The sequence below is a fragment of the Amycolatopsis jejuensis genome, assembly GCF_000717335.1.
Classification (GTDB): Bacteria; Actinomycetota; Actinomycetes; order Mycobacteriales; family Pseudonocardiaceae; genus Amycolatopsis; species Amycolatopsis jejuensis.
The window spans coordinates 100,676-125,492 of sequence record NZ_JNYZ01000006.1 but is presented as its reverse complement, the minus strand read 5'-3'; the positions used below and the strand labels follow the sequence as shown (position 1 = coordinate 125,492).

Annotated in this window: 23 protein-coding genes; 8 read left to right on the top strand and 15 right to left on the bottom strand. The window is 69.8% G+C overall.

From position 1 onward, the window contains the following. Window positions 1-75 precede the first annotated feature (75 nt). The 8 genes from OO71_RS09335 to OO71_RS47215 form a co-directional block, all read right to left on the bottom strand. Window positions 76-1,029, bottom strand: a complete 954-nt coding sequence (locus tag OO71_RS09335; protein ID WP_245633609.1) for an MBL fold metallo-hydrolase — start codon at window positions 1,027-1,029, stop codon at window positions 76-78. Next, a complete protein-coding gene (locus tag OO71_RS09330; protein WP_033289289.1) occupies window positions 1,026-2,066 on the bottom strand; it encodes an ABC transporter permease in 1,041 nt (346 codons plus the stop codon). The genes OO71_RS09335 and OO71_RS09330 overlap by 4 nt, the downstream gene beginning before the upstream one ends. Then, window positions 2,063-3,622: a sugar ABC transporter ATP-binding protein gene (locus OO71_RS09325; RefSeq protein WP_051791364.1), complete on the bottom strand. Its 1,560-nt coding sequence runs from the start codon at window positions 3,620-3,622 to the stop codon at window positions 2,063-2,065. The genes OO71_RS09330 and OO71_RS09325 overlap by 4 nt, the downstream gene beginning before the upstream one ends. 1 nt (window position 3,623) lies before the next feature. After that, a complete protein-coding gene (locus OO71_RS09320; protein ID WP_033289288.1) occupies window positions 3,624-4,799 on the bottom strand; it encodes a sugar ABC transporter substrate-binding protein in 1,176 nt (391 codons plus the stop codon). Window positions 4,800-4,850: 51 nt separating this feature from the next. After that, the gene (locus OO71_RS09315) at window positions 4,851-6,272 is read right to left on the bottom strand and encodes an amidohydrolase family protein (protein ID WP_033289287.1); all 1,422 of its coding nucleotides are present in this window, start codon (window positions 6,270-6,272) and stop codon (window positions 4,851-4,853) included. A 217-nt stretch (window positions 6,273-6,489) separates the two neighbouring features. Further along, window positions 6,490-7,113 carry a TetR/AcrR family transcriptional regulator gene (locus tag OO71_RS47220; protein WP_051791363.1) on the bottom strand — a complete coding sequence of 208 codons (624 nt, stop codon included), beginning with the start codon at window positions 7,111-7,113 and terminating at the stop codon, window positions 6,490-6,492. Window positions 7,114-7,156: 43 nt separating this feature from the next. Further along, the gene (locus OO71_RS09305; protein ID WP_033289286.1) at window positions 7,157-7,369 is read right to left on the bottom strand and encodes a hypothetical protein; all 213 of its coding nucleotides are present in this window, start codon (window positions 7,367-7,369) and stop codon (window positions 7,157-7,159) included. A gap of 115 nt (window positions 7,370-7,484) precedes the next feature. After that, the gene (locus OO71_RS47215) at window positions 7,485-8,318 is read right to left on the bottom strand and encodes an alpha/beta fold hydrolase (protein WP_051791362.1); all 834 of its coding nucleotides are present in this window, start codon (window positions 8,316-8,318) and stop codon (window positions 7,485-7,487) included. A 73-nt stretch (window positions 8,319-8,391) separates the two neighbouring features. Between OO71_RS47215 and OO71_RS09295 the strand changes: the two genes are divergently transcribed. Further along, on the top strand, window positions 8,392-8,988 hold the full coding sequence (locus tag OO71_RS09295; RefSeq protein WP_033289285.1) for a TetR family transcriptional regulator: 597 nt from the start codon (window positions 8,392-8,394) through the stop codon (window positions 8,986-8,988). 10 nt (window positions 8,989-8,998) lie between these two features. Here the strand turns inward: OO71_RS09295 and OO71_RS09290 are convergent, their stop codons facing one another. Genes OO71_RS09290 through OO71_RS09280 form a run of 3 tightly spaced genes read right to left on the bottom strand, consistent with a single transcriptional unit; the run spans window position 8,999 to window position 11,729 of the window. Next, on the bottom strand, window positions 8,999-10,303 hold the full coding sequence (locus OO71_RS09290) for an amidase family protein (RefSeq protein ID WP_051791361.1): 1,305 nt from the start codon (window positions 10,301-10,303) through the stop codon (window positions 8,999-9,001). Between the two features lie 3 nt (window positions 10,304-10,306). Next, window positions 10,307-10,930, bottom strand: a complete 624-nt coding sequence (locus OO71_RS09285; protein ID WP_425388661.1) for an NADPH-dependent F420 reductase — start codon at window positions 10,928-10,930, stop codon at window positions 10,307-10,309. Between the two features lie 10 nt (window positions 10,931-10,940). Next, window positions 10,941-11,729 (bottom strand): inositol monophosphatase family protein, encoded by a 789-nt coding sequence (locus OO71_RS09280; protein WP_033289393.1) that lies wholly within the window; start codon window positions 11,727-11,729, stop codon window positions 10,941-10,943. Between the two features lie 67 nt (window positions 11,730-11,796). On the opposite strand from OO71_RS09280, the gene OO71_RS09275 reads away from it, so the two are divergent. Both OO71_RS09275 and OO71_RS09270 read left to right on the top strand, forming a co-directional pair. After that, a complete protein-coding gene (locus OO71_RS09275) occupies window positions 11,797-12,699 on the top strand; it encodes a LysR family transcriptional regulator (protein ID WP_033289283.1) in 903 nt (300 codons plus the stop codon). Window positions 12,700-13,310: 611 nt separating this feature from the next. Continuing rightward, the gene (locus OO71_RS09270; RefSeq protein ID WP_162186053.1) at window positions 13,311-14,741 is read left to right on the top strand and encodes an APC family permease; all 1,431 of its coding nucleotides are present in this window, start codon (window positions 13,311-13,313) and stop codon (window positions 14,739-14,741) included. Between the two features lie 9 nt (window positions 14,742-14,750). Here OO71_RS09270 and OO71_RS09265 read toward each other — a convergent pair whose 3' ends face one another. Further along, on the bottom strand, window positions 14,751-15,350 hold the full coding sequence (locus OO71_RS09265) for a TetR/AcrR family transcriptional regulator (RefSeq protein WP_033289281.1): 600 nt from the start codon (window positions 15,348-15,350) through the stop codon (window positions 14,751-14,753). Between the two features lie 175 nt (window positions 15,351-15,525). Between OO71_RS09265 and OO71_RS09260 the strand changes: the two genes are divergently transcribed. Genes OO71_RS09260 through OO71_RS09245 form a run of 4 tightly spaced genes read left to right on the top strand, consistent with a single transcriptional unit; the run spans window position 15,526 to window position 20,059 of the window. Further along, window positions 15,526-16,851: a flavin-containing monooxygenase gene (locus tag OO71_RS09260; protein WP_051791360.1), complete on the top strand. Its 1,326-nt coding sequence runs from the start codon at window positions 15,526-15,528 to the stop codon at window positions 16,849-16,851. Beyond that, the gene (locus OO71_RS09255) at window positions 16,848-17,696 is read left to right on the top strand and encodes an SDR family NAD(P)-dependent oxidoreductase (protein ID WP_033289280.1); all 849 of its coding nucleotides are present in this window, start codon (window positions 16,848-16,850) and stop codon (window positions 17,694-17,696) included. Before OO71_RS09260 ends, OO71_RS09255 begins: the two co-directional genes overlap by 4 nt. A gap of 28 nt (window positions 17,697-17,724) precedes the next feature. Then, a complete protein-coding gene (locus OO71_RS09250) occupies window positions 17,725-19,224 on the top strand; it encodes an AMP-binding protein (RefSeq protein WP_033289279.1) in 1,500 nt (499 codons plus the stop codon). Window positions 19,225-19,234: 10 nt separating this feature from the next. After that, a complete protein-coding gene (locus OO71_RS09245) occupies window positions 19,235-20,059 on the top strand; it encodes an alpha/beta fold hydrolase (protein WP_033289391.1) in 825 nt (274 codons plus the stop codon). On the opposite strand, the gene OO71_RS09240 is transcribed toward OO71_RS09245, so the two are convergent. Further along, window positions 20,060-20,920, bottom strand: a complete 861-nt coding sequence (locus OO71_RS09240) for an alpha/beta fold hydrolase (protein ID WP_033289278.1) — start codon at window positions 20,918-20,920, stop codon at window positions 20,060-20,062. Window positions 20,921-21,018: 98 nt separating this feature from the next. Between OO71_RS09240 and OO71_RS09235 the strand changes: the two genes are divergently transcribed. After that, window positions 21,019-21,498: a CGNR zinc finger domain-containing protein gene (locus OO71_RS09235; protein ID WP_033289277.1), complete on the top strand. Its 480-nt coding sequence runs from the start codon at window positions 21,019-21,021 to the stop codon at window positions 21,496-21,498. Between the two features lie 36 nt (window positions 21,499-21,534). Here the strand turns inward: OO71_RS09235 and OO71_RS09230 are convergent, their stop codons facing one another. Further along, complete coding sequence (locus OO71_RS09230; RefSeq protein ID WP_033289276.1) at window positions 21,535-22,896, bottom strand: MFS transporter; 1,362 nt, start codon at window positions 22,894-22,896, stop codon at window positions 21,535-21,537. Between the two features lie 423 nt (window positions 22,897-23,319). Further along, window positions 23,320-24,804 carry an aldehyde dehydrogenase family protein gene (locus tag OO71_RS09225; RefSeq protein ID WP_033289275.1) on the bottom strand — a complete coding sequence of 495 codons (1,485 nt, stop codon included), beginning with the start codon at window positions 24,802-24,804 and terminating at the stop codon, window positions 23,320-23,322. Between the last annotated feature and the right edge of the window lie 13 nt (window positions 24,805-24,817).

The following is a 24,817-nucleotide window of genomic DNA, read 5'->3' as shown; positions in this document are numbered from 1 at the left end:
GTGACAGACCACCGGCCCGGACTCCCGCGCGCCCACTATGTGGGCGGGGTGCCCCCGGACCGCGTGCTCACCCCGTCACGCCTTCGTCCGGATGGGCCGCCCCAGCCACGCGACCGCGTCCGCAAGTGCCGCTGCCCGGTCGGTCGAACCGCCCGCCAGCTCGGCGTACGCGCTGTGCACATTCAGGACGAACCTCTCCGGGTCCGGGAGTTCGCCGTACTCGCCGAGGTCGGCCGTCTGCGCGACCTCCAGCTGCGTCAGGCCGTCCGCCACTCCCCGCCGGGCTTGTTCGAGGACGAACTCGTAATAGCGCCGATGCTGGTCCAGGATCCCGGGCAGACCGTCCGCGGCGACCGGAAGCCCATGGCCCGCAACCACCAGCTCCGCGCCGAACGACGCGATCCAGTCCAGTACCCGGATCGCCCCGCTCGGCGAGCCTGCCATGATCATCGGAGTGTGGCCGGGGAACAGGAGGTCGCCGGCGAAGAGGACGCGGACGTCCGGGATCCAGATCCCGACGTCGCCCTCCGTGTGGGCCGTGAAACCCACCGGGACGACGTGCACCTGCCTGCCTCCGGGATGGAGTTCCGTCGCGGTGCTGATCGTCAGGTCGGGCAGGCGCCGGGTCACTGCGCCGAAGTGCGGGCGCGGGGAGAAATACGGCGGAAACTGCTCGAGCGTGCGGTCGGCCAGTAGCCCGGCGCGCATGTTGCCGTGGCCGATCAGCACGGTCTCGGCAGGCAGCAGGGAATTGCCGAAAGTGTGATCGCCGTGGTGGTGGGTGTTGATCGCATACCGCAGCGGCTTGCCGCCCGAGACACCCGCCACCGCATCGAGGAAAGCCCGCGTGCGCAGCTCGGTCGAGGAGGTGTCCACCAGGATGCCGAAATCGTCGCCGCTGATGTACCCGGCGTTGTTGATCCACCACGTTCCATCCGGCTGAATCCACGCGTGGACGCCGTCGGCGACCTCGATCAATTCGGCGTCCTCGACGCCGCAGCCATCCCCCGGGTAATCCACTTCGCTCACCGTTCCGCACCGAGTCGTCGTTTCGCCAGTACCGCGGCCACCGCAACCGCAATCACGACTGCGGCCCCGTTGAAGACCGGCTCGACCCAGTCCTTGGCACCGGCGAGCGTCAAGCCGTTGACGCTGACCGCCACGAAGAAAACACCCACCAGTGACCCCAGAACCGTGAAGCGGCCGGGCCGGATCGTTGTCGATCCGAGGAACACCGCGGCGAGCGCAGGAAGCGTGTAACCCGCGCCGATGTTGGCCGCCGCGCTGCCGGTGCGCGCCAGCTGCAGCACCCCGGCCAGACCGGCAAGCGCACCGGAGATCACGAAGGAGAGGAGCACGGTTCTCGCGACCGGGATCCCGACCAGCCGCGAGGCGGAGCCGTTGGACCCGATCGCCAGCAGCCGCCGTCCGAAGACGGTGAGGCCCAGCACGAAGGCCACCGCGGCGCAGACCGCCACGAACAGCCACACCGGCCGCGGGATTCCCAGCCAGGACAGGTTGCCGAAGTCGACAAGGCTCTGCGGTACCCCGAGCAGCGTGGTGTCGCTGGTCAACGCGGTCCCCACCCCGGCGAGAAGGGTCGACATGCCGAGCGTGATCACGAGCGAGTTGGCTTTGAAGTACGGGATGACGACGCCCTGGACCAGGCCGATGACCGCCCCGACGAGGACGCCCGCCAGTACCCCGGCCGCCGCCGGCCAGTGCAGCTGGGTCAGCAGTTTGGCCGACACCACCGAGGACGTCGCCACCACTGCGCCGACCGACAGGTCGAAGCGCTCCGCCACCAGCGGGACGAGCGCGGCCATCGCGACGATGACGAGGATCGACTCGTTGGCCACGACGTTCCGCAGGTTGGCGGCGGTCGGGAAGAGTGCCGACGTCGGTCCCCAGAAGCTGAAGAACAGCACGATCGCCACGAGCAGGATGACCAGCCCGAATCGTTCCGTGAACTCGAGAACCGGGCTGCGCCGCGGCCCGGCGACGGCAGCCGTCAGTTCGGCGGGCGCCGCGCGATCGGCTCGGCGAGAGGGCTTGACGTCGGTCATTTCCCGGCCTCCTGGTCGGCGTCGAACATGCGGGTCGCCACCCAGTCACGGGTGATCTGCCGGTGCTCGGCGCAGTCGGCGATCCGGCCACCGGCCAGCACCACCACACGGTCCGACAGGTGCACGAGCTCGTCGAGGTCGGACGAGACCAGCAGCACGGCCGCTCCCGCCTGCACCGTCTCCTCGATCTGGCGGTAGATCTCGGCGCGCGCCGCGACATCCACCCCCTGCGTCGGCTCGTCGAGCAGCAGTACCTCCGGTTGCCGCCGCAGCCAGCGCGCGAGGACCGCCTTCTGCTGGTTGCCCCCGGAAAGCTGGGAGAACGGCGCCCGCACCCCCGGGGTCCGGATGCGGAACCGCCGGACGTCCGCCCGCGCGGCGGCGAGTTCGGCGCGGAGCCGGAGGACCGCCGCCCGGGCATGGTTTTCGAGGCTGGCCGCCGAAAGGTTGCGGTCCAGACCGAGGCCGGGGAACCCGCTGTCGCGGGCCCGATCCTCCGGTACGTAGGCGATTCCCGCCTTCACCGCGTCGCCGATCCGCCCGGGCCGCAGTACCCGGCCGCCGAGGATGACGCGTCCGCGCGCCGGCCGCCGGGCGCCGAACGTGAACTCCAGCAACGACGTCCGGCCGCTTCCGACCAGTCCGGCGATGCCGAGGATCTCGCCTCGGTTCAGGTCCAGATCGACCCCGCGCAACCGGCCGCCGGTGAGACCCTCGATCCGCAGTACCGTTTCGGTGCCCGCCGGCCGGATTTCCCGCCGGGTCACGATGTCCTGGTGCGAGCCGACGATCAACGCGGTCAGCCCGCCGCGGTCGAGCCCGGCCACGGGCCGCGTGCCGACGTGCCGCCCGTCGCGCAGGACCGTGACCCGGTGCGCGTGCCCGAGGATCTCGTCGAGCCGGTGCGACACATAGAGGATGCTCTGGCCCTCCGCGGCGAACTCGTCGAGCCGGTCGAGCAGTTCGGCGGTCTCGGAATGGGGCAGCCGGGCGGTCGGCTCGTCCAGCACGAGAAGCCCGCCCGCTTCCTCGTCCGCGTCGAAGAGGCAGCGCGCGATGGCGATCAGGGTCTGTTCGGCCGGGCGCAGCGTGCCGAGGGTGGTCCTGGCATCGACGCCGATCCGGCGGCTGTCGAGCACCTGCTGGGCCTTCCGGTGCAGCGCGGGCCAGTCGACGCTGCCGAACGGGGTGCGCGGGTAATGCCGCCCGGCGAACAGGTTTTCCGCGACGGACATGGCCGCGAAGAGACCCAGATCTTGGTGTACGAAGTGGATTGCGTGCGCCTCGGACCACTTCGGGGTGACGCTGTCGGCGGCGACCGTGTCGGCGCCGGCGCTGATCTCTCCCCCAGGGTCCGCGTGGTAGACCCCGGCGAGAATCTTGATCAGCGTCGATTTGCCGGAACCGTTGCCACCGGCCAACGCGTGGAACTCACCTGGCCCGATCTCGAAGGAAACCGAGTCCAGCGCCCGCATGCCGGGAAAGGTCTTGCTGATGTCGCGGAAGGCGACCGCGGTGCGCTGCGTCCGGTCCGCGAGTGCCGAGGTGGCTGTCATGTCAGGAAACTCCCCAGATCCGCTGGAGGTTGGCCCGGTATCCCGAGGACTTCGGGTTGCCGTCGTAGCTGTCGCCGGCGGGGCGGTGATCCTGGTCCATGGCACCGAAACCGATGCCCTCGTCGACCAACGGCTGCCCGGCGAAGAGCCGGTTCAGCTCGTCCGCCGCGGCCCAGCCTGCCCAGGTCATCGGCCGTCCGGCGGCGTAGTCCTGTATCCCCTGCTTGACGAGCCCGACGCTCGCCGGGACTCCTTCCTGGCCCACCAGGAGAATCCGGCGGCCGCTCGCCCTCGCCTGCTGGACCGCCGCGGACGTCCCGAGCGAGACCGCCGCGTCGATCGGCACCATGACGACGTCGGCCTTCGGGTATTTGCCCAGGGCGGCACTCACTTTTGCCTGGAGCCCGGCCAGCAGGTCGGCTCCGGTGAACGCGACGGTGTTGACGGTGCAGCCCCGGCACCGCTGGGCAAGGGTGGCCGCCTCGGCGTCGCCGACATGCCGCGTTGCCGCGTTGTCCGCCTCGGTCATCAGCAGGATGTTCCCGGTCCCGTTGGTCTTGGTGATGACCCAGGCCGCGATCGCCGGTCCGACGTGGGTGTCGAGAAATTCGCCGTACGCCTGGTTTTCCGGTCCCCATGGCATGGCGCCGGAGAACAGTTTCGTGCCGCCACCGGCATATTTGTCGTCACAGTCGAGTGCGTTGACACCGAACACCTTGATCCCGGCGGCTTTGGCGTCCTTGATGGCGGCCTGGGTCGACGCGCAGTCCACCCCGGTCAGCACGACCGCGTCCGCTTTCGCCGCGATCGCGTTGCGGATCCCGGAGTTGTAGACCGCCGGATTGATCTTGCCGTCGACCACGGTCACCCGCCAGCCGAGCTTGGCCCCCGCCTCGGCGACGCCCTGTGCCGGGAGGTTGCAGCCGGCGCCGGTGGACGAGCACGAGACGACCCAGACATTCTTGCCCGGCACGGCTTTCGGGCCCGACGCCGGAAGGGCGCGGTCCGTTCCGGCCAGATGCCGGTCGGTGAGCTCCTTCGCCCAGGCGAGATCCGCCGCGGAGGTGGAGCCCGCGGCGGACTCGCCGCCACCGGCGGTGGCCGAGCAGCCGGACAGTGTGGTGAGCGCGGCGAGCGCGGCAACGGCCACGACGATCCGCAGACGATGACGAATCATGGACTTTGCTCCTTTGCCAAGGCTTTCGCCACCGGGGGCGAGATACGCGGATCAGTGGTTCGTCTGGCGCCGATGCTCGTCGGGGGTGCCCATCCATTCCGGCTTCGCCGGGGTCCAGCCCCCGTGGGCCTTGACGGCCTCGGCGAGGTGGGCGCCGGATTCGTCGAGTGCGCAGACCGCGCGGCGGTGCAGATCCTCGCGCAGCCGGCCGTATTCCTTCACCGCGGTCCCGCCGACCAGCACGGTGTCGAGGTCGGAAACCGTGACGTGCATGACGATCGCGTTCACGATGTCCGTGGCCGCGCGCAGCCGCGGGCTGTCCGTGCGGATGAACAGGAGATCGGCGGCCTTGCCCACTTCGATCGACCCGGTCACGTCGCCGATTCCCAGACCGCGTGCTCCGCCCAGCGTGGCAAAGTGCAGCACGTCCTCGGTGCGCAGTGCAACGGCAGGAAGGCCGGACGTACCCCGCTCCTCGACGATCGGCTGGTGGTATCGGTAGCGTTCCGCGGCGAGCGCGATCCGCATCTGGGTGAACAGGTCGGGACTGTTGTTCGATTGGATGTCGGCGCCGATGCCCGCGGTGACCCCGGCCCGATCCGCCGCGGCCAGCACGAGTTTGCCCAGTCCCATCCCGAGTTCGGTCTCCGGCGTCGAGCTGACTGCCGCCCCGTGGTCGGCCAGGATCTTCAGGTCCGTCTCGTCGACGACGTTGCAATGCGAGTGCAGCTGGTGTTCCCAGATCAGGCCCTGTGAGTTCCACGACCGGATGTCCGACGGATGCCCGAGCCGGTGGCGCGTGTTCGTGTGCGGGTGGATGAGCGCGCCGAGCTCCCGGCCGACCCGCAGCTCGTCGCCGATCTGCTTGGCCGGGACGCGGGCGCTTTCCGTTGGTGCGACACCGAACCGGACCAGGCCGTCGTCGGCAGGGAAGTAGGCCGACCGGACCCGGCGCGCGTCGGCGTAGCGCCGGCCGGGATTCGTGAACCAGGGGTCGTCCATCGGCTGGTGGTAGAAGCCGTAGCACCACACGCCGCGGATACCGGCATCCAGGAAACCGGTGATGCCCGCGTCGGCGTGCTCCGGGGTCAGGATGCAGTGCGAGAAGTCCACTGTGGACGTCGTACCGGCTTCCAGTTGTGCCACTGCCCCGCCGAAAGTTCCGTTGTACACGTCGACGGCGCGATGCACGGTGGAATGATTGCGGCGGATGGTCCAGAAGTAGTCGTCGAGAGTGAAGTCCGAGGTGAGCGCGAGCATCGTCGCCTGCCACAGGTGATGGTGCGTGTCCACCAGGCCCGGCATGATCCACGCCCACGAGACGTCGGCGACGGTCGCGCCCGCCGGGTCGAGCCGGGGACCGATTTCCTCGATGACGCCGTCCCGTACCCGCAGGTCGACCCGCTCGACCTTTCGCAGCCGGGGATCGCCGACCAGCACCATCGCGCCGCTGTAGACCGTCGCCTGACTCACGTGGACCTTCTCCCTTGGCTCGGAGGGGCACTGGGACGCCGTACGAACGGCTCGGTTACACTCGGATCTGAGATTACACCGGAGTATACCTATGGCCGCGAGTATCGCAATGCACTCGAGCCCCGGACGGGCCGCGGGATTACTTCACCGGCTGCGGCGAATCCTCGTCACCACCACACGGACGGCGGATGAGCGCAGGATGGAACGGCGCGCCTCGTCAGCGCTTCACCTGCACGCCGTCGACGACGACGCCGACCGCCTGCAGGAATGCCTTGCGCAGATTGAACGGCGGCTTGTCGACGTCGCCCTTGCACCAGTCGTAGAGCAGGCCGAAGTAGGTGCTGTAGAGCATCGTCGCGATCCAGCCGGGGTTGATGTCCTTCCCGACCTCGCCCCGTTTCTGCGCGGCGACGATGAACTCCCCGACCTGGCCGATCATCCGGTGCGGGTCGTCGTCGAACGGACCGCCCAGCGAACGCCAGCCGAGCAGCATCCGGATCGAGAACGCGCGTTCGGTCTCGTAGAGTTTCGCCAGTTCGGTGTAGTAATGCCGGAGCACGGTGTCCAGGCTCGGCTGGGCGAGCAGCTCGTCGGAGAGGTGCGCGAGGACCTGCGCCCGGCGGCGCCTGCCCCATTCGGACACGAAGTCACGCTTGCGCGGGAAGTGGTTGAAAACCGTCTTGCGGGCGACGTCGGCACGCTCGGCGATCTGGCCGAACGAGGTCTCGTCGAAACCCGATTCCCCGAACAGTTCGCACGCGGCGTCGTAAATCGCGTCGTGCACCTGGAGCCAGCGGCGCTGCCGCCGGTCGAGCCGCGTATCCGGCGGGACCTCCACCATGACGACAACCCTCCCCCGGGCACGTTGGTATACCTGAGAGCAACTATACACACTGGTCACCCAGCTCGATCACGCTGAACCGGCCGGACAAGCTCGACGCCGTCACCACGACGATGATCCGTGACCTGTGGTCGATGCTGGGGCGGACAGCCCGTGGGACGCGCACCGGCTCGACTCGCAAGCGATCTTCCGGCTCGGCCAAGGCTCCGACGTCAAGGAAGACGTCCTGTCGTTCCCGGGCCGGATCGGCGACCATGCCGACGTGGGTGCCCGCGTGGCCGTCCCGGCCCGATTCGTCCTGGACACCCAGCCGATCGGCCGGCCCGGACTGTCCACTTCGGACAGCCGGCTTCCGCGGTCCCCCACCGAGATCAGGCGGTCGCCTCCGGGACCTGGGCCAGGAACGCCCTGGTTTCCGCGACGATCCGGTCCGGTTTCAGCAGCGGGCTGTTGTGGTCGTGCCCGGCCAGCTCGATCAGTTTCGCGTTCCCGGTCACGTCCGCGATCCCACGGGCGGCGGTCCGGAAGTAGGCCGCGCTGTGTTCGCCGGTCATCAGCAGCAGCGGGGTCGCGATGGGCCGGTAGCGCTCGATCGGCCCGTCCAGTTCGGCCGCCGCGTCGCCCTCGGCGATCAGCGTCGGCAGGGTGGCCCGGATGTCCCGGCCGACGGTCGCCAGCAGCGCTGCGCTCACGAGCCGATGCACGCCCGCGGGCAGCCGGCCCAGCCCGGGGGCGACCTGGAGCCCGCGCTGCATCATGGTGAACGCTCGGATCGTACGGCCTTCGCGGAGCGCTTTCTCGTAGCCGGGCAGGAATTCCATGGGTACGGACCCGTCCACCGGCACGGCCGCGTCGTAGACCGCGATGGCCGACCACGGGGATTGCGGCCGCAGTGCTGCGTTCACCGCGATGAACCCGCCGAAGCTGTGCGCGGACAGCAGCCGGGCGCCCGTCTGCTGCGCGACTGCCTCCGCGTCCTCGCACTCCCGCGCGATCGAGTAGCTCGCGCCTTGCGGGCCGCTCTCGCCGCGGCCCCGGCGATGCACGTAATGCACCGTGTAGTCCGCGGCCAGCAGGTCGACCATCTTCGCGTAGCCGCCCGGCGGCACGATCGCGCCGGAAAGGAAGACCAGCCCCGGTCCCCTCCCCGACGTCTCGTACGCGATCGTCGTCCCGTCCGCCGACCGGCAGCTGTCCGTCGTCATCTGTGTCTCCCGAGGGCGAAGTACCCCCACGGTAGCACGTACTTGGACCAACTGGTTCATCTAGAATCGAGGCGTGACGGATGAACGCCAAGACCGCCGGATCCGCAGCGACGGCCGGGCCACCCGGCGGCGCCTGCTCGACGCCGCAGCCAGGGAATTCGCGGACCACGGCGTCGCGGGTGCGCGGGTCGACCGCATCGTGGCACAGGCCCGGGCGAACAAATCCCAGCTGTATTCCCACTTCTCGAGCAAAGAGACGCTGTTCGAGGCAGTGCTGGACGAACACGTCACCGCACTGACCGACGCGACCCCGCTCACCCCGCACGACCTGCCCGGCTACGCCGTCCGCCTCTACGACGCCTACCTGGCCACCCCGGATCTCGTCCGGCTCGCAACCTGGAACCGCCTGGAACGGCGCCCGGCCGGCCGGCTCTTCCCGGACAGCGACGACTCCCCGAAAACGGCCGCGATCGCAGCCTGCCAGGCCGCGGGAACCGTCACGTCCGCCATCGACCCGCACGACATCCACTCCCTGGTGATCGCGATGGCCCTGACGTGGTCAGCCGCCAGCATCACCACCACAGCGACCACCTCCGAGCCACCCCGGGCCCACCGGCGCCGCCGATCCTCCCTGCATACGGCTGTGCACAACGCCTTCCGGCCGGACTGACGCCGGAGAACTACGCCACCGCCGCCAGCAGCCCCTCCACCCTCCGGGCGATCCGCAACAACCGTTCATCACCGAAAACCGGACCCTCCAAGCACAACCCCACCCCGTCCCCGACCGGGAGCGACACCATCGGCTGCCCGGCCACCGTGCCCGGTCCCACGTTCCTGATCACGGTGTGGAACAGCGGTACCGAACGTCCATTGAGGACAATCGGACCGGCGTCGCCGAGACGGGGCGGCAGAACGGGGGACGTCGGCCAGAGGAGGGCGTCCACCTGGGTGAAAACGTCGGCGTAGGACCGGCGGAGCTGCCACCGGGCCTGCCGGGCGGCAGCGTAACGCGGCACCGGCACCGGGGATTCGGCCAGGCCTTCGAAGATCGCGCGGACGTCCGGCGACGCGATGTGCGGCGTGAGCCCGGCGAGCGGCACCCCGGCGTACCGCGAGCCGATGGCCGCCAGATGCCGCAGCAGGGAGCGGGGGGCCTCGAACAGGGCCAGGTCGAGACCAGGGCCCGCGCCGAGGGCGAGGTCGTCCGGCACGACGACGTCCTCCAGGCGGACCCCCGCGTTCGTGAGCACCGCAAGAGCGGCGCCGGCCGCCTCGGCAACCTCGGGGGCGACGTCCTGGTACCGGTTTCGCGGCACCCCCAGCACCACCTCGCCGGGCTCCGGGCCGCGGGGCTCCCGGGTGATGATCTCGTCGACGATCCGGATGTCCTCGACCGTACGGGCGTGGATGCCGATCGTGTCGCGGCTCGTGGACAGGGACACCACCCCGGTCGGCGGATAGCGGCCGGTCGACGGGCGGAACCCGGCGATGCCGCAGAACGCCGCGGGCACGGTCACCGACCCGCCGGTGTCGGTGCCCAGGCTGAACGGCACGGTACCCAGCGCGACCGCCGCCGCACTCCCGCCGCTCGATCCGCCTGCCGACAGGCCGGGCGCTTGCGGGTTGCGCACCGCCCCGAAGGTGGCGTTGTCACTGGTGACGCCGAACGCGAGCTCGTGCATGTTCGTCTTGCCCAGTACCACAGCACCGGCGTCCCGGAGGACGTTGACGACGTCGGCGTCGAGGTCGGCGATGTGGTCACGCAGCAGCGGCGTACCGGCGGTGGTGGCGAGCCCGGCGACGTCGATGTTGTCCTTGACGGCAAAGGCGATTCCGGCCAGCGGCCCAGACCCAGCGGCAGCAGGCTCGGCGACGGTGATCCACACTCCCTCGGACGCCTGTGCATGCTCGGCGGAGGAAGCGACCAGACCCCGGCGTTCGGTCACGGTGCGGCGTTGCCATTCGGCCAGCGACGTGGTGTCCATGCGTCAGCTTGCCAGAGTGAGGGCGAACGGAGCGAACCCGCGGCTGCGCATCACGTGCGGCACCAAGGCGACCAACGCCTCCGTACCCTCGGCAGTGCTGATGCCACCCAGATCCAGAATCCACTCCGGCGGCCAGCCCAAGCCGGCGAGCAGCGTGCGGACGGTGGCCTTGGCATCGGCGTCGTCACCGGACAGGAACGCCGTTGGCGGCACCGACAAGCGGTGCGGATCGGTCATCACGGAGTGGAACATCGTGTTCAGCGTCTTCACGACCTGAGTGCGGGGAAGGGCTTCCTGCAGCCTCTCCGCGTGGGGCTGGGCGTCCGGCCGGTGCACCGCCGCATTCGACACGTCGACGAGGATCTTGCCGGACAAGGGTTCGCGCAGCGCGGTGAGCCGTTCCAGGGTGCCGTCCCCGGGCGTGGCATTGATGACGATCGCCGCTTGCCGCGCAGTCGTTTCGTGGTCGGCGAAACCGAGCTCCGGCCCGGCCCACTCCCCCGGCCGGGCCCCGGTGCGGGTGCCGACGACGACGTGATGCCCGGCTCCGGCGAGTCCGGCAGCCAGCGTGGTACCGACCCGTCCGGAGCCGAGAATTCCGATGGTGTGCATAGGTTTCCTTGTCATATCAGGGTGGTCAGGCAACAGTGGCAAGGACTTCGACGGCGGCGCGATGCAGAGCCGGTGCGGCGGCGAGGAAATCCCGGCTCGCGACGCTCCACGGGGCACCCTGGATGTCGGTCACGGTCCCGCCCGCCTCGGCCACCAGCAGCGCACCCGCCACCAATCCCGAGCGCACCTCGCTGTACTGCCAGAACGCATCCATCCGCCCGGCCGCGACGTGGATCAGCTGCAGCGTCGCGGGTACTGAAACCCAGGTGACGAGGGCATTGTCCAGCATCGCGGTGAGCGACCGGCCCATCCGGGCGAAGGTCTGCGTGCTCTCGCCGGGCTTCGCCTGCCCGGTGCCGACCAGCGCGCCGTCCAGCCGGGCTTTCGCCGACGGATGCAGCCGGACCCCGTCGAGGTGGGCGCCGCCGCCGCGGACCGCGGTGTAGGTCTCACCGGTCAGCGGCACGTGCACCGCGGTGAGCACCGGCTGGTTGTCCCGGACCAGGGTGGCGCTGACAGCCCAGCCGGGCAAGCCGTGGATGTGGTTGATGTTCCCCTCGACCGGGTCGGTGACCCACCATTCGCCGTCCGGGAGCGCACCGCCTTCCAGTTCGTCCTCGACCCACCCGGCGCCCGGGCGGGCCCGCTCCAGCGCAGGGCGCAGGTACGCCAGCGAGGCCGAGTCGTTGGCGTAGATGGCAGCGACGACCTCGTCGAGGCTGTCCGGCCGGGCACCCGGGCGGAAGCGATCGAGCAGGTGGGTACCGGCGGCTTTCACCGCGGCGACGACCGTCGGTAGCAAGACTTCTGACATGAGGTCCACGCTAGGAACATCGACGCATAACTTCAACTGCATGTCAGGCACGGATAAGATGACTCCCATGCACTTGGATCTGAATCTCCTGACGTCGCTCGACGCCTTACTGGAGGAAGGCAGCGTCGCGGGTGCGGCCGACCGCCTGCACCTCACCGCACCGGCGATGAGCCGGGCACTGAGCCGGATCCGGCGCGTCACCGGGGACCAGATCCTGGTCCGCACCGGCCGGACGATGACCCCCACGCCGCACGCGCTGGCCATCCGCGGCAAGGTCCACGCGCTCGTGCAGCAGGCGCATGCGGTCCTCGCCCCCGACGTCGACCTCGACCTGACCACCCTCGAACGGACCTTCACCCTGCGCTGGCACGACGCCGTCACGGCCGGCGCCGGCCCGGCAGTCCTCGCCGCCGTCCGGGACCAGGCCCCCGGCGTGCGGCTGCGGTTCCTGGCCGAATCCGAAGCGGACGACAACGACCTGCGCCACGGGCGAGTCGACCTCGAACTCGGCGCCGACGAGCCCGCCCTGCCGGATATCCAGGCCGAAACGGCCGCGCAGGACCGGCTCGTGGTCGCACTCCGGCCGCACCACCCGCTGGCCCGCGGCCCGCTCACCCTCAAGCGCTACATCGCAGCCGACCACCTCACGGTCTCCCGCCGCGGCCGCCTACGCGACCCGATCGACGACGCACTCCACGAACGCGGCACCACCCGCCGGGTCATCGCCGCCGTCCCCACCCTCGCCGCCGCACTGCAGTTCGCCCGCCGCAACGACGTTCTCGTTGCCATGCCGGAGCGGATGGGTGCGGCGCTGGTCCGGGAGACCGGCCTCGGAACCCGCGCCCTGCCCCTGCCAGTGCCGCCGGTCCCGCTGATCCTCGCGTGGCATCGGCGTTACGACACCGACCGGGCACACACCTGGCTCCGGACCGTGGTCCGCCACGCACTCACCCCGGACGGCGAGCACTGACCTGCCTCTGCTGCCGCGGTCAGGGCGCCGCTGGCGAGCATCGGCCGTGGCCCGCTGAATGCGCAGCGCCACCCATAGCTGCCCCCGAGAAACAACGCCCAGGCGCCGAACACGCCGAGCATTGCCGCCGCGACTGCGGTTGCCCCACTCACGACGGCGTTGTACCGCTGAATCCGAGCAGACGGCGTCCCGCGGTTGACGCATGCGTCGATGAGGGACGCAGCCACGTCCAGCAAAGGAGGAGAAGACCAGCAGCGCGACGACCGTCGGCACCGCGGCGGAGCCGAATGCCAGTACCCCAGCCCAGACGGTCAAGCGCGCCTGTTCGCCCGTCTCACCGCTGAGACGGCAGGCCACGACCGTCCACTCAGGTCATAACCGGCGGCCGAACATCATTGCCGCACAACATTTCTCCACCGGAATCACCAACGCGGCAACCACCCGGAACACCGCCACCACGGACTTGAGCAGAATCCTTACCGATCCCTGACGAGTCCCGGTAAGCCACTCCACCGAAACTTAGTCGATTGACTAATTCTAACGACCGGTTTAAGGTACCACGAGCCTGTGACCCGAGTCACGTGATGCCGTCCCCATCGAAGGAGGCCGCAGTGAGCACGAGTACCGAGCGGTTGAGTGGCAACCTGAGCACGTTCAAGATCGTCATGATGGTCGTCGCGGCCGCCGCGCCGCTGGGGGCGGTCGTCGGGATCATCCCGATCGCGATGGCGATCGGGAGCGGTTCCTCGATGCCCGCAGTGTTCGTCCTCACCGGGGTTTTGCTGCTGTGCTTCGCCGTCGGTTACGCGGCGATGGCCCGGCGGATGTCGGCCGCCGGTGGTTTCTACACCTACGTCGCACAAGGGCTCGGCCGTCCTGCCGCGCTGGCCGCCGCCGTCGTCGCGATCGGCGCGTACCTGGCGCTGACGCTGCTTCTCGTGGCCAGCGTCGGGAACTTCGGCACCATCGTCGCCACGCTGCTCATCGGGCACGAGATTCCGTGGTGGGTGTTCGCGGGGGTGGCGCTGGCGTGCGTCGCGGTGATGGGGGTCCGGGAGATCACCATTGCCGGCAACGTGCTGGCGGTGATGCTCGGCGTCGAACTGCTGGCGATTCTCGTCCTCGTCGTCGCGATCATCGTGCACCGCGGCGCCGGCGCTTTCCCCGCGCAGGCAATGAATCCGGCGCACTTGTTCACGCCGGGTTCGTTCGGCCTCGGATTCATGTTCGCCCTCACGACGTTCATCGGCTTCGAATCCGCCGCGATCTACTCCGAGGAGTCACAGGATTCGCGGCGGTCGGTCCCGCGGGCGACGTACATCGCCGTCCTCGTCATCGCCGGTTTCTATGCGCTCACGACCTGGGTCGTCGTGGGCGCCGTCGGGACCGGCAACGTCGAAGCCGTCGCGAGCAAGAAGCTGAGCGGCCTGGTTTTCGGGCTGAGCAACGAGTTCGCGACCGGGCTGCTCACCAAGATCATGTACGTCGCCACCCTCACGAGCCTGTTCTCCGCGCTGCTCGCCCTCCACAACGCCACCAGCCGGTACCTCTTCTCGATCAGCCGCGAGGGGGCGCTGCTGCCGGTGTCGCTCGGCCGCACGCATCCCAAGCACGACACCCCCGCGCGGGCGAGTCTCACCGTCACCGCCGTGTGCGTACTGGTTTCGCTGGTGTTCGCCGTGATCGGAGCCGACCCCTACCTGAACATGCTCACGATCATGACCGGCATCGGCACGCTCGGCATCGTGGTCCTGCAAGCGCTCGCCGCCGCGGCGATCATCGCGTACTTCTGGCGGACGGCGAGGTCCGGCGCGGGCGTGCTGATCGGGTCGGCGATCGGCCTGATCGCCTTCGTCGCGGCCGCGGTGCTGATCGTGCAGAACTTCAAAACCCTCTCCGGCGCGACGTCCGACTGGATCAACGTCCTCCCCTACGCCCTGCTCGGCGCGGCGGTAATCGGCGGCCTCCGTGGCTGGTGGCTCCGCTCGCGCCGCCCGGAGAAATACGCGCGAATCGGCACGTACGGCGAATTCGGCGAATGACCGTTCCCCTCAACGAGCAGGAACGGCGAGGGTGGTGAAGTAATCGGCGAGCAGGCCGAGGGACGCCTCGGCCGCTTCCGTGTCGCGATCGGCCAGCCAGCCGAGGACGAGCCCGTCTATCGCCGAGGTCAGCGTGCGGACCAGGACGGCCCGCGGCACCGTCCACCCGACCCCGGCCACCTCCTCCATCACGAGGACGGATCGCTCGGTTTCGGCGTAGTACTGCTCGTACTGCCAGGCCGCGAGCGCCGCGAGTTCGGGATCGCGCAGGACGTGCGTCGTGAACTCGTACGCCACGAGCTGCCGTTCGGGATGCGCCTTCGCCTTGGCCCACGCACTCCGCATGCCGTTGCGGAACGACTCCCCGATGTCCTTGGTCACTTTTCTCGCGTCGATCGAGGCCTCGATCATGTCGCCGATGGTGATCCGGATCAGCTCCTGCAGCAGCTCCTTCTTCGACCCGAACGAGTAGTGGAACACACTCTGGTGGACCCCGGCCTCGGCGCAGATCGCGCGGGTCGTCGCCGCCGCGATGCCGTCGCGGGCCATCACCTGGAACGCGGCCTCGATCAGGTCCCGCCGCCGCTGTTCCACGGGTACTCGTGCCACTTGCTCTCCTCGTTCCGGGCTCCGCCGTCCGGTCCGTCCGGACCGGTCCGGGACAGTCTAGGTCATTCGAATCGGGCGTTTGCCTAAGTCGGCTGACTGTGACAGTGTGGAGGCATCCCGCTCCGCCGGCAAGCGGGCCACCTCATCCGGAAAACCACCCAGGGGGTACCTGCGCATGACAGCCACCACCGAACGCCCCGAGCGGGTCTGCATCGTCGGGGCCGGTCCGTCCGGGCTGGTCGCCGCGCGGCAGCTGCGGGCCGCCGGCATTCCCTTCGACCACTACGAGAAACACTCGGACGTGGGCGGCATCTGGGATCCCGCCAACGAAGGCAGCCCGATCTACCGCACGGCGCACTTCATCAGCTCGCGCCACCGCAGCGGCTTCTACGGGCATCCGATGCCCGGCACCTACCCGGACTACCCGTCGTGGTCCCAGATCTGCGCGTACATCCGGCAGTTCGCCACCGCGGAAAAGCTGTCCGATCACATCACTTTCGGCACCGCCGTCGAACAGGCCGACCTCCAGCCGGACGGCACCTGGCAGGTCACCGCAGGCGGGACGCGGAAGCACTACCGCGCACTCGTGGTCGCACCCGGCGTCACCTGGCACCCCAGCAAGCCCGAACTCGCCGGGCAGGACACGTTCACCGGCGAGATCCGGCATTCGTCGGAGTACTTCGACAGTGCGTCCTTCCGCGGCAAGAAGGTGCTCATCGTCGGGGCCGGGAACTCGGGGGTCGACATCGCCTGCGACGCCGCGACGACCGCGGACAAGGCGTTCCTCAGCGTCCGGCGCGGTTACCGGTTCCTGCCCAAGCACATCTTCGGGGTCCCGCTCGACGTCTTCTCGCGCTCCGGCGGGAAACTGCCCGCCGGGGTCAGCCTCCCCGGCGACCTGAACCAGCTGCTGGACGCGCTCGTCGGCGACGTGACGAGGTTCGGGCTCCCGGCGCCCGACCACGACGCGCTCTCGTCCCACCCGATCGTCAACGACCAGATCATCCATCACTTCAACCACGGCGACATCACCGCGAAACCGGACGTCGACCGGCTCGACGGCTCGGACGTCGTGTTCGCCGACGGCACCCGCGAGGAAATCGACCTGCTGCTCCTCGCGACCGGCTACGACTACAAGATCCCGTTCGTCGACGAAGCCTTGTTCGAGTGGAAAAGCGGGCATCCGCAGCTGTATCTGAACATTTTCAACCGCTCCGTCGATTCGCTGTACGTGCTCGGTTTCATCGAGTTCGCGGACGCGGCGTACCAGCGCTTCGAGGAGATGGCGCAGCTCATCGCGATGGATTTGACGTTGCAGGGCGGGGACAAAGCCACTTTCGCGGAGATGAAACGCAGCCATGACCCGGATCTGACGGGCGGAAAGCAGTACCTCGACTCGCCCCGCCACGCCAGCTACGTGAACACGTTTGCCTATCAAGACGCGTTGCGGGAGATCCGGGAGAAATTCGGCGTACCCGAGCTGACGGAGGTGGCCCGATGACCACGCAGCCACTCGCCGGAAGCGTCGCGCTCGTCACCGGAGCGGGACGGGCACGGGGAATCGGCCGGGCCATCGCCCTGTGCCTGGCCCGCGCCGGTGCCGACGTGGCCGTGTCCGATCTCGCGCGTCCGGCGCCACACCTGGACCTCGCCGGGGTCGGAGTCGGCGACAATCCCGATGAGCTGGAGGCGACGGCCGAACTGGTCCGAAAGATCGGGCGCCGCAGTGTGGCCGTGCCGATGGACATCTCCGACGCGGCCGGCGTGGGCGCAGGCGTTGCCTCCGTCGCCGAAAGTCTGGGCCCGGTCACGATTCTCGTGAACAATGCGGGTACCGCGGTCGGCACCGCTCCCTTCGACGAGGTCGACGACGCCGCTTGGGAAACCTCGTTGCGCGTCAACGTTCTCGGCCCGATCGGCGTGATCCGCGCGGTCCTGCCCGGCATGCGCGCCGCTCGTACCGGCGCGATCGTGAACGTCGCTTCGACCCTCGGCCTCGCCGCACTTCCCGAGTACGGCGCATATGTCGTCTCCAAGCACGCCGTCGTCGGGCTGACCCGGCTGCTCTCGCAGGAGCTGGCGCCGTCGGGGATCCGGGTCAACGCGGTGGCTCCCGGCTACGTCGTCACCGACATGGGCCTGGCCGAACAAGCCATGGTGGCCCAGTCTTCCGGGGTCACGATCGACGAGGCCGCCGAGTCGATCGCCGGGTCGATCCCGATCGGCCGTCTCGGCGTACCCGACGATGTCGCCGAAGCGGTGACGTGGCTGGCCGGTCCCGCCTCGACGTTCATCAACGGTGCGGTGCTGCCGGTGCACGGCGGTCAGGTACCCGGGTTCAGCTGACCCGCTTCCGGAAGGCAGGCAACGAAACATGAGCTGGTTCGAGGTCGCGCAGCGCGAGCCGGGCACGCCCGCGCTCGTCGACGGGACGCAGTCGATCACCTTCGGCGAGCTCCGGTCGGTCGTCGCCCGGATCGCGGCGAGCTGGGACGAGGCCGGGGTGCCCCGCGGCGGCAGCGTCGCCGTGGTGCTGCCGAACTGCTCGGAGCTGCTGGCGATCGAGCTCGCCGCGCTCAGCACCGAGCGCTACTTCGTGCCGGTCAACCGCCATCTCACGGCTCCGGAAATCGCTTACATTCTCGGGAATTGCGGTCCGTCGCTGGTGGTCACGAATGACGAGCTGCTCCCGGTGGTCGAGGCAGCGGCGGCCGGGATCCGGGTCTTCACCACCGGACCTGGCTTCGAGCGGGCGTGGGCGCATCTGCCGGACGCCGATCCGCGGGACCGGCGCGCCGGTTCGGTCACGTACTACAGCTCCGGGACGACCGGCCGTCCCAAAGGCGTCCACCGCGCGCTGAGTGGTGCGACGCCGGAGCAGGACGTCGAGCTGTCGCGCGCGACCTGGCCGTTGCTGGGGCTCACGCCGGGTCCGGGAATCCACGTGGCCGTCGCGCCGCTGTACCACCCGGCTCCGAACAGCATGGTCCTCGGCGCGCTGGCCCGCGGGGTCACCGTCACGTTCGCGCCCGGCGGCCGCTTCGACGCGAGCAGGTTCTTGCGGTTCGCGGGCGAGTCCGGCATGACGGAGTCGTTCCTGGTCCCGACGATGTTCGTGCGGCTGCTGCAGCTGCCCGGCGAGGAGCGGGCCGCGTTCGACCCCGGGCGGTTGCGGGCGGTTGTGCATGCCGGGGCGCCGTGCCCGCCGCCGGTCAAACATCGGATGATCGAGTGGTGGGGCCCGGTGCTCGAAGAGTTCTACGGCTCCACCGAAAGCGCCGTGACCACCACGGTGCACAGCCGGGAGTGGCTCGAGGCGCCGGGAACCGTCGGCCGCGCGCGGCCCGGGTACACGATCGAGATCCGGGACGCGGCCGGCGCGCCGGTGCCGGCCGGGGCGGAAGGGCTGATCCACATCTCGGGCAGCCCGCCGTTCGAGTACCTCGGCGATCCCGGCAAGACCCGGGACAGCCGGTCCGGCGATGCGCTCGTGCTCGGCGACGTCGGGCGCCTGGACGAGCAGGGCCGGTTGTTCGTCCTCGACCGGCGGACCGACCTGATCCTGAGCGGGGGCGTCAACGTGTACCCGGCCGAGGTCGAGTCCGCGTTGCTCGGCCACCCGCTGGTCGTCGACCTCGCGGTGGTCGGGCTGCCGGACGACGAGTGGGGACAGCGGGTGGTCGCCGTCGTGCAACCGGCCGCCGGGGCGGATCGGGCGGCGCTGCCCGGCGAGCTGGCGGCGTACACCGAGGCCCGGCTGGCGAAGTTCAAGCGGCCACGGGAGTACCGCGTGGTGGCCGAGATCCCGCGGATGGCGACCGGGAAGGTCAACCGCTCGGCGCTCCGTGCGCAGGTGCTCCGCGAATTGGCCTAGCGTGCTGGTCATGAGTGCGGAGAAGCTGTTCCCGGTCAACGGTGCCGAGCTGTGCGTCGAGACCTTCGGCGATCCGGCGCACCCGGCGATTCTGTTCATCGACGGCGCGTCCGCGTCGATGCTGTGGTGGGAAACCGGGCTGTGCCGGCGGATTGCGGACGGCGGGCGGTTCGTGATCCGCTACGACAACCGCGACACCGGCCGGTCCACCAGCTATCCGCCGGGCCGCCCCGGTTACGCCTACCCCGACCTCGCCCGCGACGCACTCGGCATCCTCGATGCGCTCGGAGTCGGCCGCGCACACGTCGTGTGCCGGTCGATGGCCGGTGGGATCGGGCTGATCCTCGGCGCCGAGCACCCCGGCCGGGTCGCGTCGCTCACCTTCGTCTCCACCACCACCGGCGAAGCCGGGCTCCCGCCCTCGGCCGACCTCGCCGTGCCCGCCGAGCCGGACTTCACGAACCACGCCGCGGTGGTGGACTACTTCGTCGCGGCGGTACAGGCGTACTCGGGCGGCTCGCCGTACTTCGACGAGGCCGCCACCCGGGCGCTCGTCGAACAGGACGTCGCCCGCGCCCGTGACATCGCGGCCACGCTCACCAACCACTACGCGATGAGCTTCGACGGCCCGTCCCACGACTTCCGCGACCTCACCGCGCCGACCCTCGTCGTGCACGGCGACCACGACCCGGCTCTCCCGCTCCCCCACGGCAAAGCCCTGCGCGACGCGATCCCGGGTGCGGAGCTGCTGGTCCTCGAAGGCGCCGGGCACGATCTGCCGAAGCCGCTGTGGGACGTGTTCGTCCCGGCGCTGCTTCGGCACACCGGGCGCTGATCAGCCGAGCACGCGGCCGAGGAACCCGCGCAGATACCCGGCGACCACGTCCAGGTGGCTCTCCAGGAGAAAATGGCCGCCGTTGATCAGGTGTACCTCGGCGTCTTCGGCGTCCCGTGCGAACGCCTCCGCTCCGGCCGGGCCGAAGATCTCGTCGTTGCGGCCCCACACCGCGAGCACCGGGACCTCCCTGGTGCGCAGGAACTCGTGCAGCTGCGGGTAAAGCGGGCGGTTGGTGCGGTAGTCGCGGAACAGGGCGAGCTGGATCCGGTCGTTGCCCTCGCGGGAGACGAGCGCGAAGTCGTGCTCCCAGGTGTCCGGGCTGACCACGCTCGGGTCGGGCACGCCGTGCAGGTACTGCCAGCGGATGGCGTCGATCCCCAGCGCGGCGCGGACCGCCGGCTCGGTTTCGGGGCCGGGATTGTCGCCGTACGCCCAGACGTCGGTCCAGAACGACTCGACGAAACCGTCCTCGTACCCGTTGCCGTTCTGCGTGACGACGGCGGAAATCCGCTCGGGGTGCTTGAGCGCGAGCCGCCAGCCGATCGGGGCGCCGTAGTCCTGCACGTAGATCGCGTAGCGGTCGAGGCCCAGCTGGTCGAGGAGACCGGCGGTGAGGTCGGCGAGGGCGTCGAAGGTGTAGGTGAAGTCCGCGGGGGCGGCGGACCGGCCGAAGCCGAGGTGGTCGGGCGCGATGACGTGGTAGTCGCCCGCCAGCAGCGGGATGAGCTCGCGGAACATGAACGAGCTGGTCGGGTACCCGTGCAGGAGGACGATGGCGGGCGCGCCGGACGGCCCGGCCTCGCGGTAGAAGATCTCGTGCCCGTCGACCGTCGCGGTCCGGTGGTGCACCGAGCCCATGTCTAACCCCTTTGCGTTGTCGATGCGGTTAGGTGTGCTCGCCATGGAAGCACGGACGAGCTAACCTGTCAAAGAGTTCGATGTGGTTAGGGGATCCGATGGACAAGCTGCTGGCCCTGCTCAACAGCAGGCCGATCGTCGACGGCGAGGAGCAGGACGCACTCGCCATCCCAGCTGACGGACGCCGCTGGGCGCGTGACCGCGGCGGCGACGGCAGCCTCGCGGAACTGACCCTGCTGCGCGAAACGCGGGACGTCCTGCGGGCCGTGGTGTGCGGCGATCGCCCGGCCACCGCGGTACGGCCGCTGCTCGACGGGGTGCAGCAGGTCCCGGAGGTCACTTCGGACGGTCTGCAGTGGACAGTCTGGACGCTGCCACATGCCCGGCTGGCCGTGGAGATCGTGCTGGCGTGGGCCGCGGTCGAGAAGGAGCTACCCGGCCGGTTGCGTCCGTGCGCGAACGACGAGTGCCGGTTGTTCCTGCTCGACCGCAGCCGCGCCAACCGCGCCCGCTGGTGCTCGATGGCGGTGTGCGGTAACCGGGCCAAGGCCCGTCGGCATTACGAGCGGACCCGGTGAGCCGGACGCTCATTCCGGGTGTCCGATGTGGACAGTTCAGGACGGCTCCGGCCGACGGCTGCGGAGGATGCCCCAGCCGACCAGCGCCGCGGACAGCACGGTGAGGGCCACCCCGGCGTAGGTGAAGGCGAGGATCGGCGGTGCGGTCAGGGCGCCGGGGGCGATGGCGGCCAGGATGGTGCCGCTCAGTGCGATGCCGATGCCGGTGGTGACCTCTCCGGCGGTGTCGATGAGGGCGGCACCGATCGTGGTCCGGTTCTCCGGCAGGCCGCGCATCACGTTGTTGCCCGCGACGACCCCGACCACGCGCATCCCCGCGGCGACGAGGGCCAACGCGAGGGCGATCCCGGCGTACCCGAAGGGGCCGAGTGCGGAGTAGACGGCAAGTCCGCACACGACGGCGGTTGCGCTCAGCCATGCGGCTTTCGTCAGGCCGACACGGGTGATCAGCGGGGTGATGACCGCGCCGCCCGCGATCAGGACGACGACCTGCGGCAGCATGCCGAGCGCCGCCTCCGCCGGGCTCCAGCCGAGGCCGAACTGCAGGTGCAGGGTGACGAGGTAGCCGAGCCCGGCGGTCGCGAGCGTGGCGGCGGCCTTGAGCGCGAGTCCGCTGGACACGAGGGGGCGGGCGATGAGGTGCAGGTCCAGCAGCGGGTACCGGGCAGTCCGCTGGCGGACGACGAACCCGGCTCCGGCGATCAGCGCGGCGGCAATGGTGAGCCAGGGCAGAACCGCCGCGGCGCCCGCCTCGACGAAGAACGTGGGAGCAAGCAGGGCGAGGACGATCGTTGCGGTACCGAGCGCTGCGCCGATGCCGTCGATGGGGTCACGGTGGAGGCCGCCGGGGTCGTCAGCGGGGATACCGGCGCGGATCCCGACGAACGCGAGCGCCGCAATCGGCACGTTGACCAGCAGGAGTACCTGCCACGGCGCGATGGCGAGCACGAGACCACCCGCCGTAGGACCGACCGCAAGGCCGACGATCCCGACGGTGGAGATGAGGGTGGTCGCACGGACGCGCAGCCGGTCGCCGGGAAAGAGCCGGAACGCAAGCGCAAGCGACCCAGGAGTGGTCATCGCCGCAGCGACGCCCATCAACGCCCGCACGGCAATGAGCTGCCACGCCGCGGTGACGGCCACCGTGGCCAGGCTCGCAAGCCCGAGCAGCACGAGCCCGGTAAGCATGACCTTGCGGCGGCCGACCCGGTCGGCGAGCGCCCCGAACGCAAGCATGAGCCCACCGAACACGACGGAATACGCACCGGTGACCCATTGGAGGGTGGTCGCGGAGGCCGCGAACTGGCGTCCGATGGTGGGAAGGGCGACGTTGAGGATGGAGTTGTCGAGCATCTCGACGAGAAAGACAGCGGAGAGCCCGGTGAGCGCGGGCCACACGGCGCGGAGGGAGCGCGGGTTGTTGGGGGAATCGCCGCCCGGTGAATGCGGGACGGCGGAATGGCCACCCTCCTGGGGCCAAACGGGAGAGCCGCCACCCGGCGGATGGACGATGACGGAATCGCCACCCGACGGGGGAACCACGGGAGAGTCACCGCCCGGCGGACCCGGGATGGCGGACCCGCCGCCGCGCAGGGGCGGAACGGCGGAACCACCCGCCAGCGGAGCCGGAGAATCGCCGCCGGGTAGAGGTGGGACGGGAGAAGCGTCGTCCGGGCTGGGCGGAACGGGGGAACTCTCACTGGATTTGCGATCGATGCGGGGACCCACAGTGCACTCCTTCGAGGTGAAGGAGTGACGGATCGTGCGATGCCGTGTGTACGCGTGCCCGGGGGGCACGTTTCTACCCCGATACCCCGGACCTTACCCCGCCACCGGGTCAGTCAGCCAGCGGGTTGTGCGCGGGCCCACCTGAAGTTGCACCGTCTTGGTCTCCGTGAACTCGCCGATGGCGTGCCGGCCCAGTTCGCGGCCCAGGCCGCTTGCGCCGAAGCCGCCGAAGGGGAGTTCCGGGTAGCCGTCCATCCAGCGGTTGACCCAGATTGTTCCGGCGCGGAGGGTCCGGGACGCGGTCAGCGCGGCGTTCACGTCCGACGTCCAGATTCCTGCCGACAGGCCGTACACCGTGTCGTTCGCGATGGAGACTGCTTCGTCCAAACTGGAGAAAGTCAGCATCGACAAGACCGGGCCGAAGATTTCCTCTCGGGCGATCGACATTTCCCGGCGTACGTCGGTGAAGACCGTGGGGTGGTAGAACCGGCCGGTGGGGGTCGGGAGGCGGCTGCCGCCAAGGGCCAGGCTCGCGCCGGCGGCGGTGCCTTCCGCGACGTAGCGTTCGATGGTGTCCAGTTGTTCCTGGCTGGTGATCGCGCCGATCCGGGTGGCCGGGTCCAGGGGATCGCCGACGGGGACCTCCTTCGATCGCCGTATCACCGCGGCTTGGAAATCTGCCGCAATGCGCCGGTCGACGAGGACCCGGCTGCCGCTGTTACAGCATTCCCCCGCATTGAAGTAGACGCCGAACACGACTGCATCCAGAGCCGCGTCCAGGTCGGCGTCGGCGCAGACGATTTGCGGGTTTTTGCCGCCCAGTTCCAGTTCGGCCTTCTTGAGCCGCTGCCCGGCTGCACTGGCGACTGCGCGCCCGACCTCGGTCGAGCCGGTGAACGAAACCATGTCGACGGCGTCGTGGCAGGTCATCGCGGAGCCGATGCCACCGGCGCCGGTCACCACGTTCACGACGCCGTCCGGCAGCCCGGCTTCCCGCAGGAGCCCGGCCAGCGCCACGGTGGTTCCGGGCGTCAGCTCGCTCGGCTTCACGATCGCGGTACAGCCGACCGCCAGGGCGAACGGCAGTTTCTGGCTCACGATCAGCAGCGGGAAGTTCCACGGCGTGATCATCGCGACCACCCCGACCGGCTCGCGCAGCACCATCGCGAGCACGTCCTCCCCCAGCGTGTTGTGCGCGTCGCCGTGGGCGTGCCGGGCCAACGCCGCGGCGTAGTCCCACAATTCCGCGGCGGTCGCGACCTCGCCGAGCGCCTGGTCGATCGGCTTCCCGCTCTCCAGCACCTCGAGCCGGGCCAGTGCCGCGGCATCCCGGCGGATCAGCGCGGCGACCCGCAGCAGCACGCGGGAACGGTCGACCGCCGCCAGTTTCGGCCACGGGCCCTCGTCGAAGGCTCGCCGCGCCGCGCGGGCCGCACGGTCGACGTCGTCGGCATCCGCGCGCGGATAACTCGTCACGACCGTGTCGTGCGCCGGGCTCGTGCGCGAGAAGCGATCCCCGGCAAGAGCTTCTACGTCCTCGCCGTCAATGACCATCCGGTGATGGCTGGGAATTGTCATGACAATACCTCTC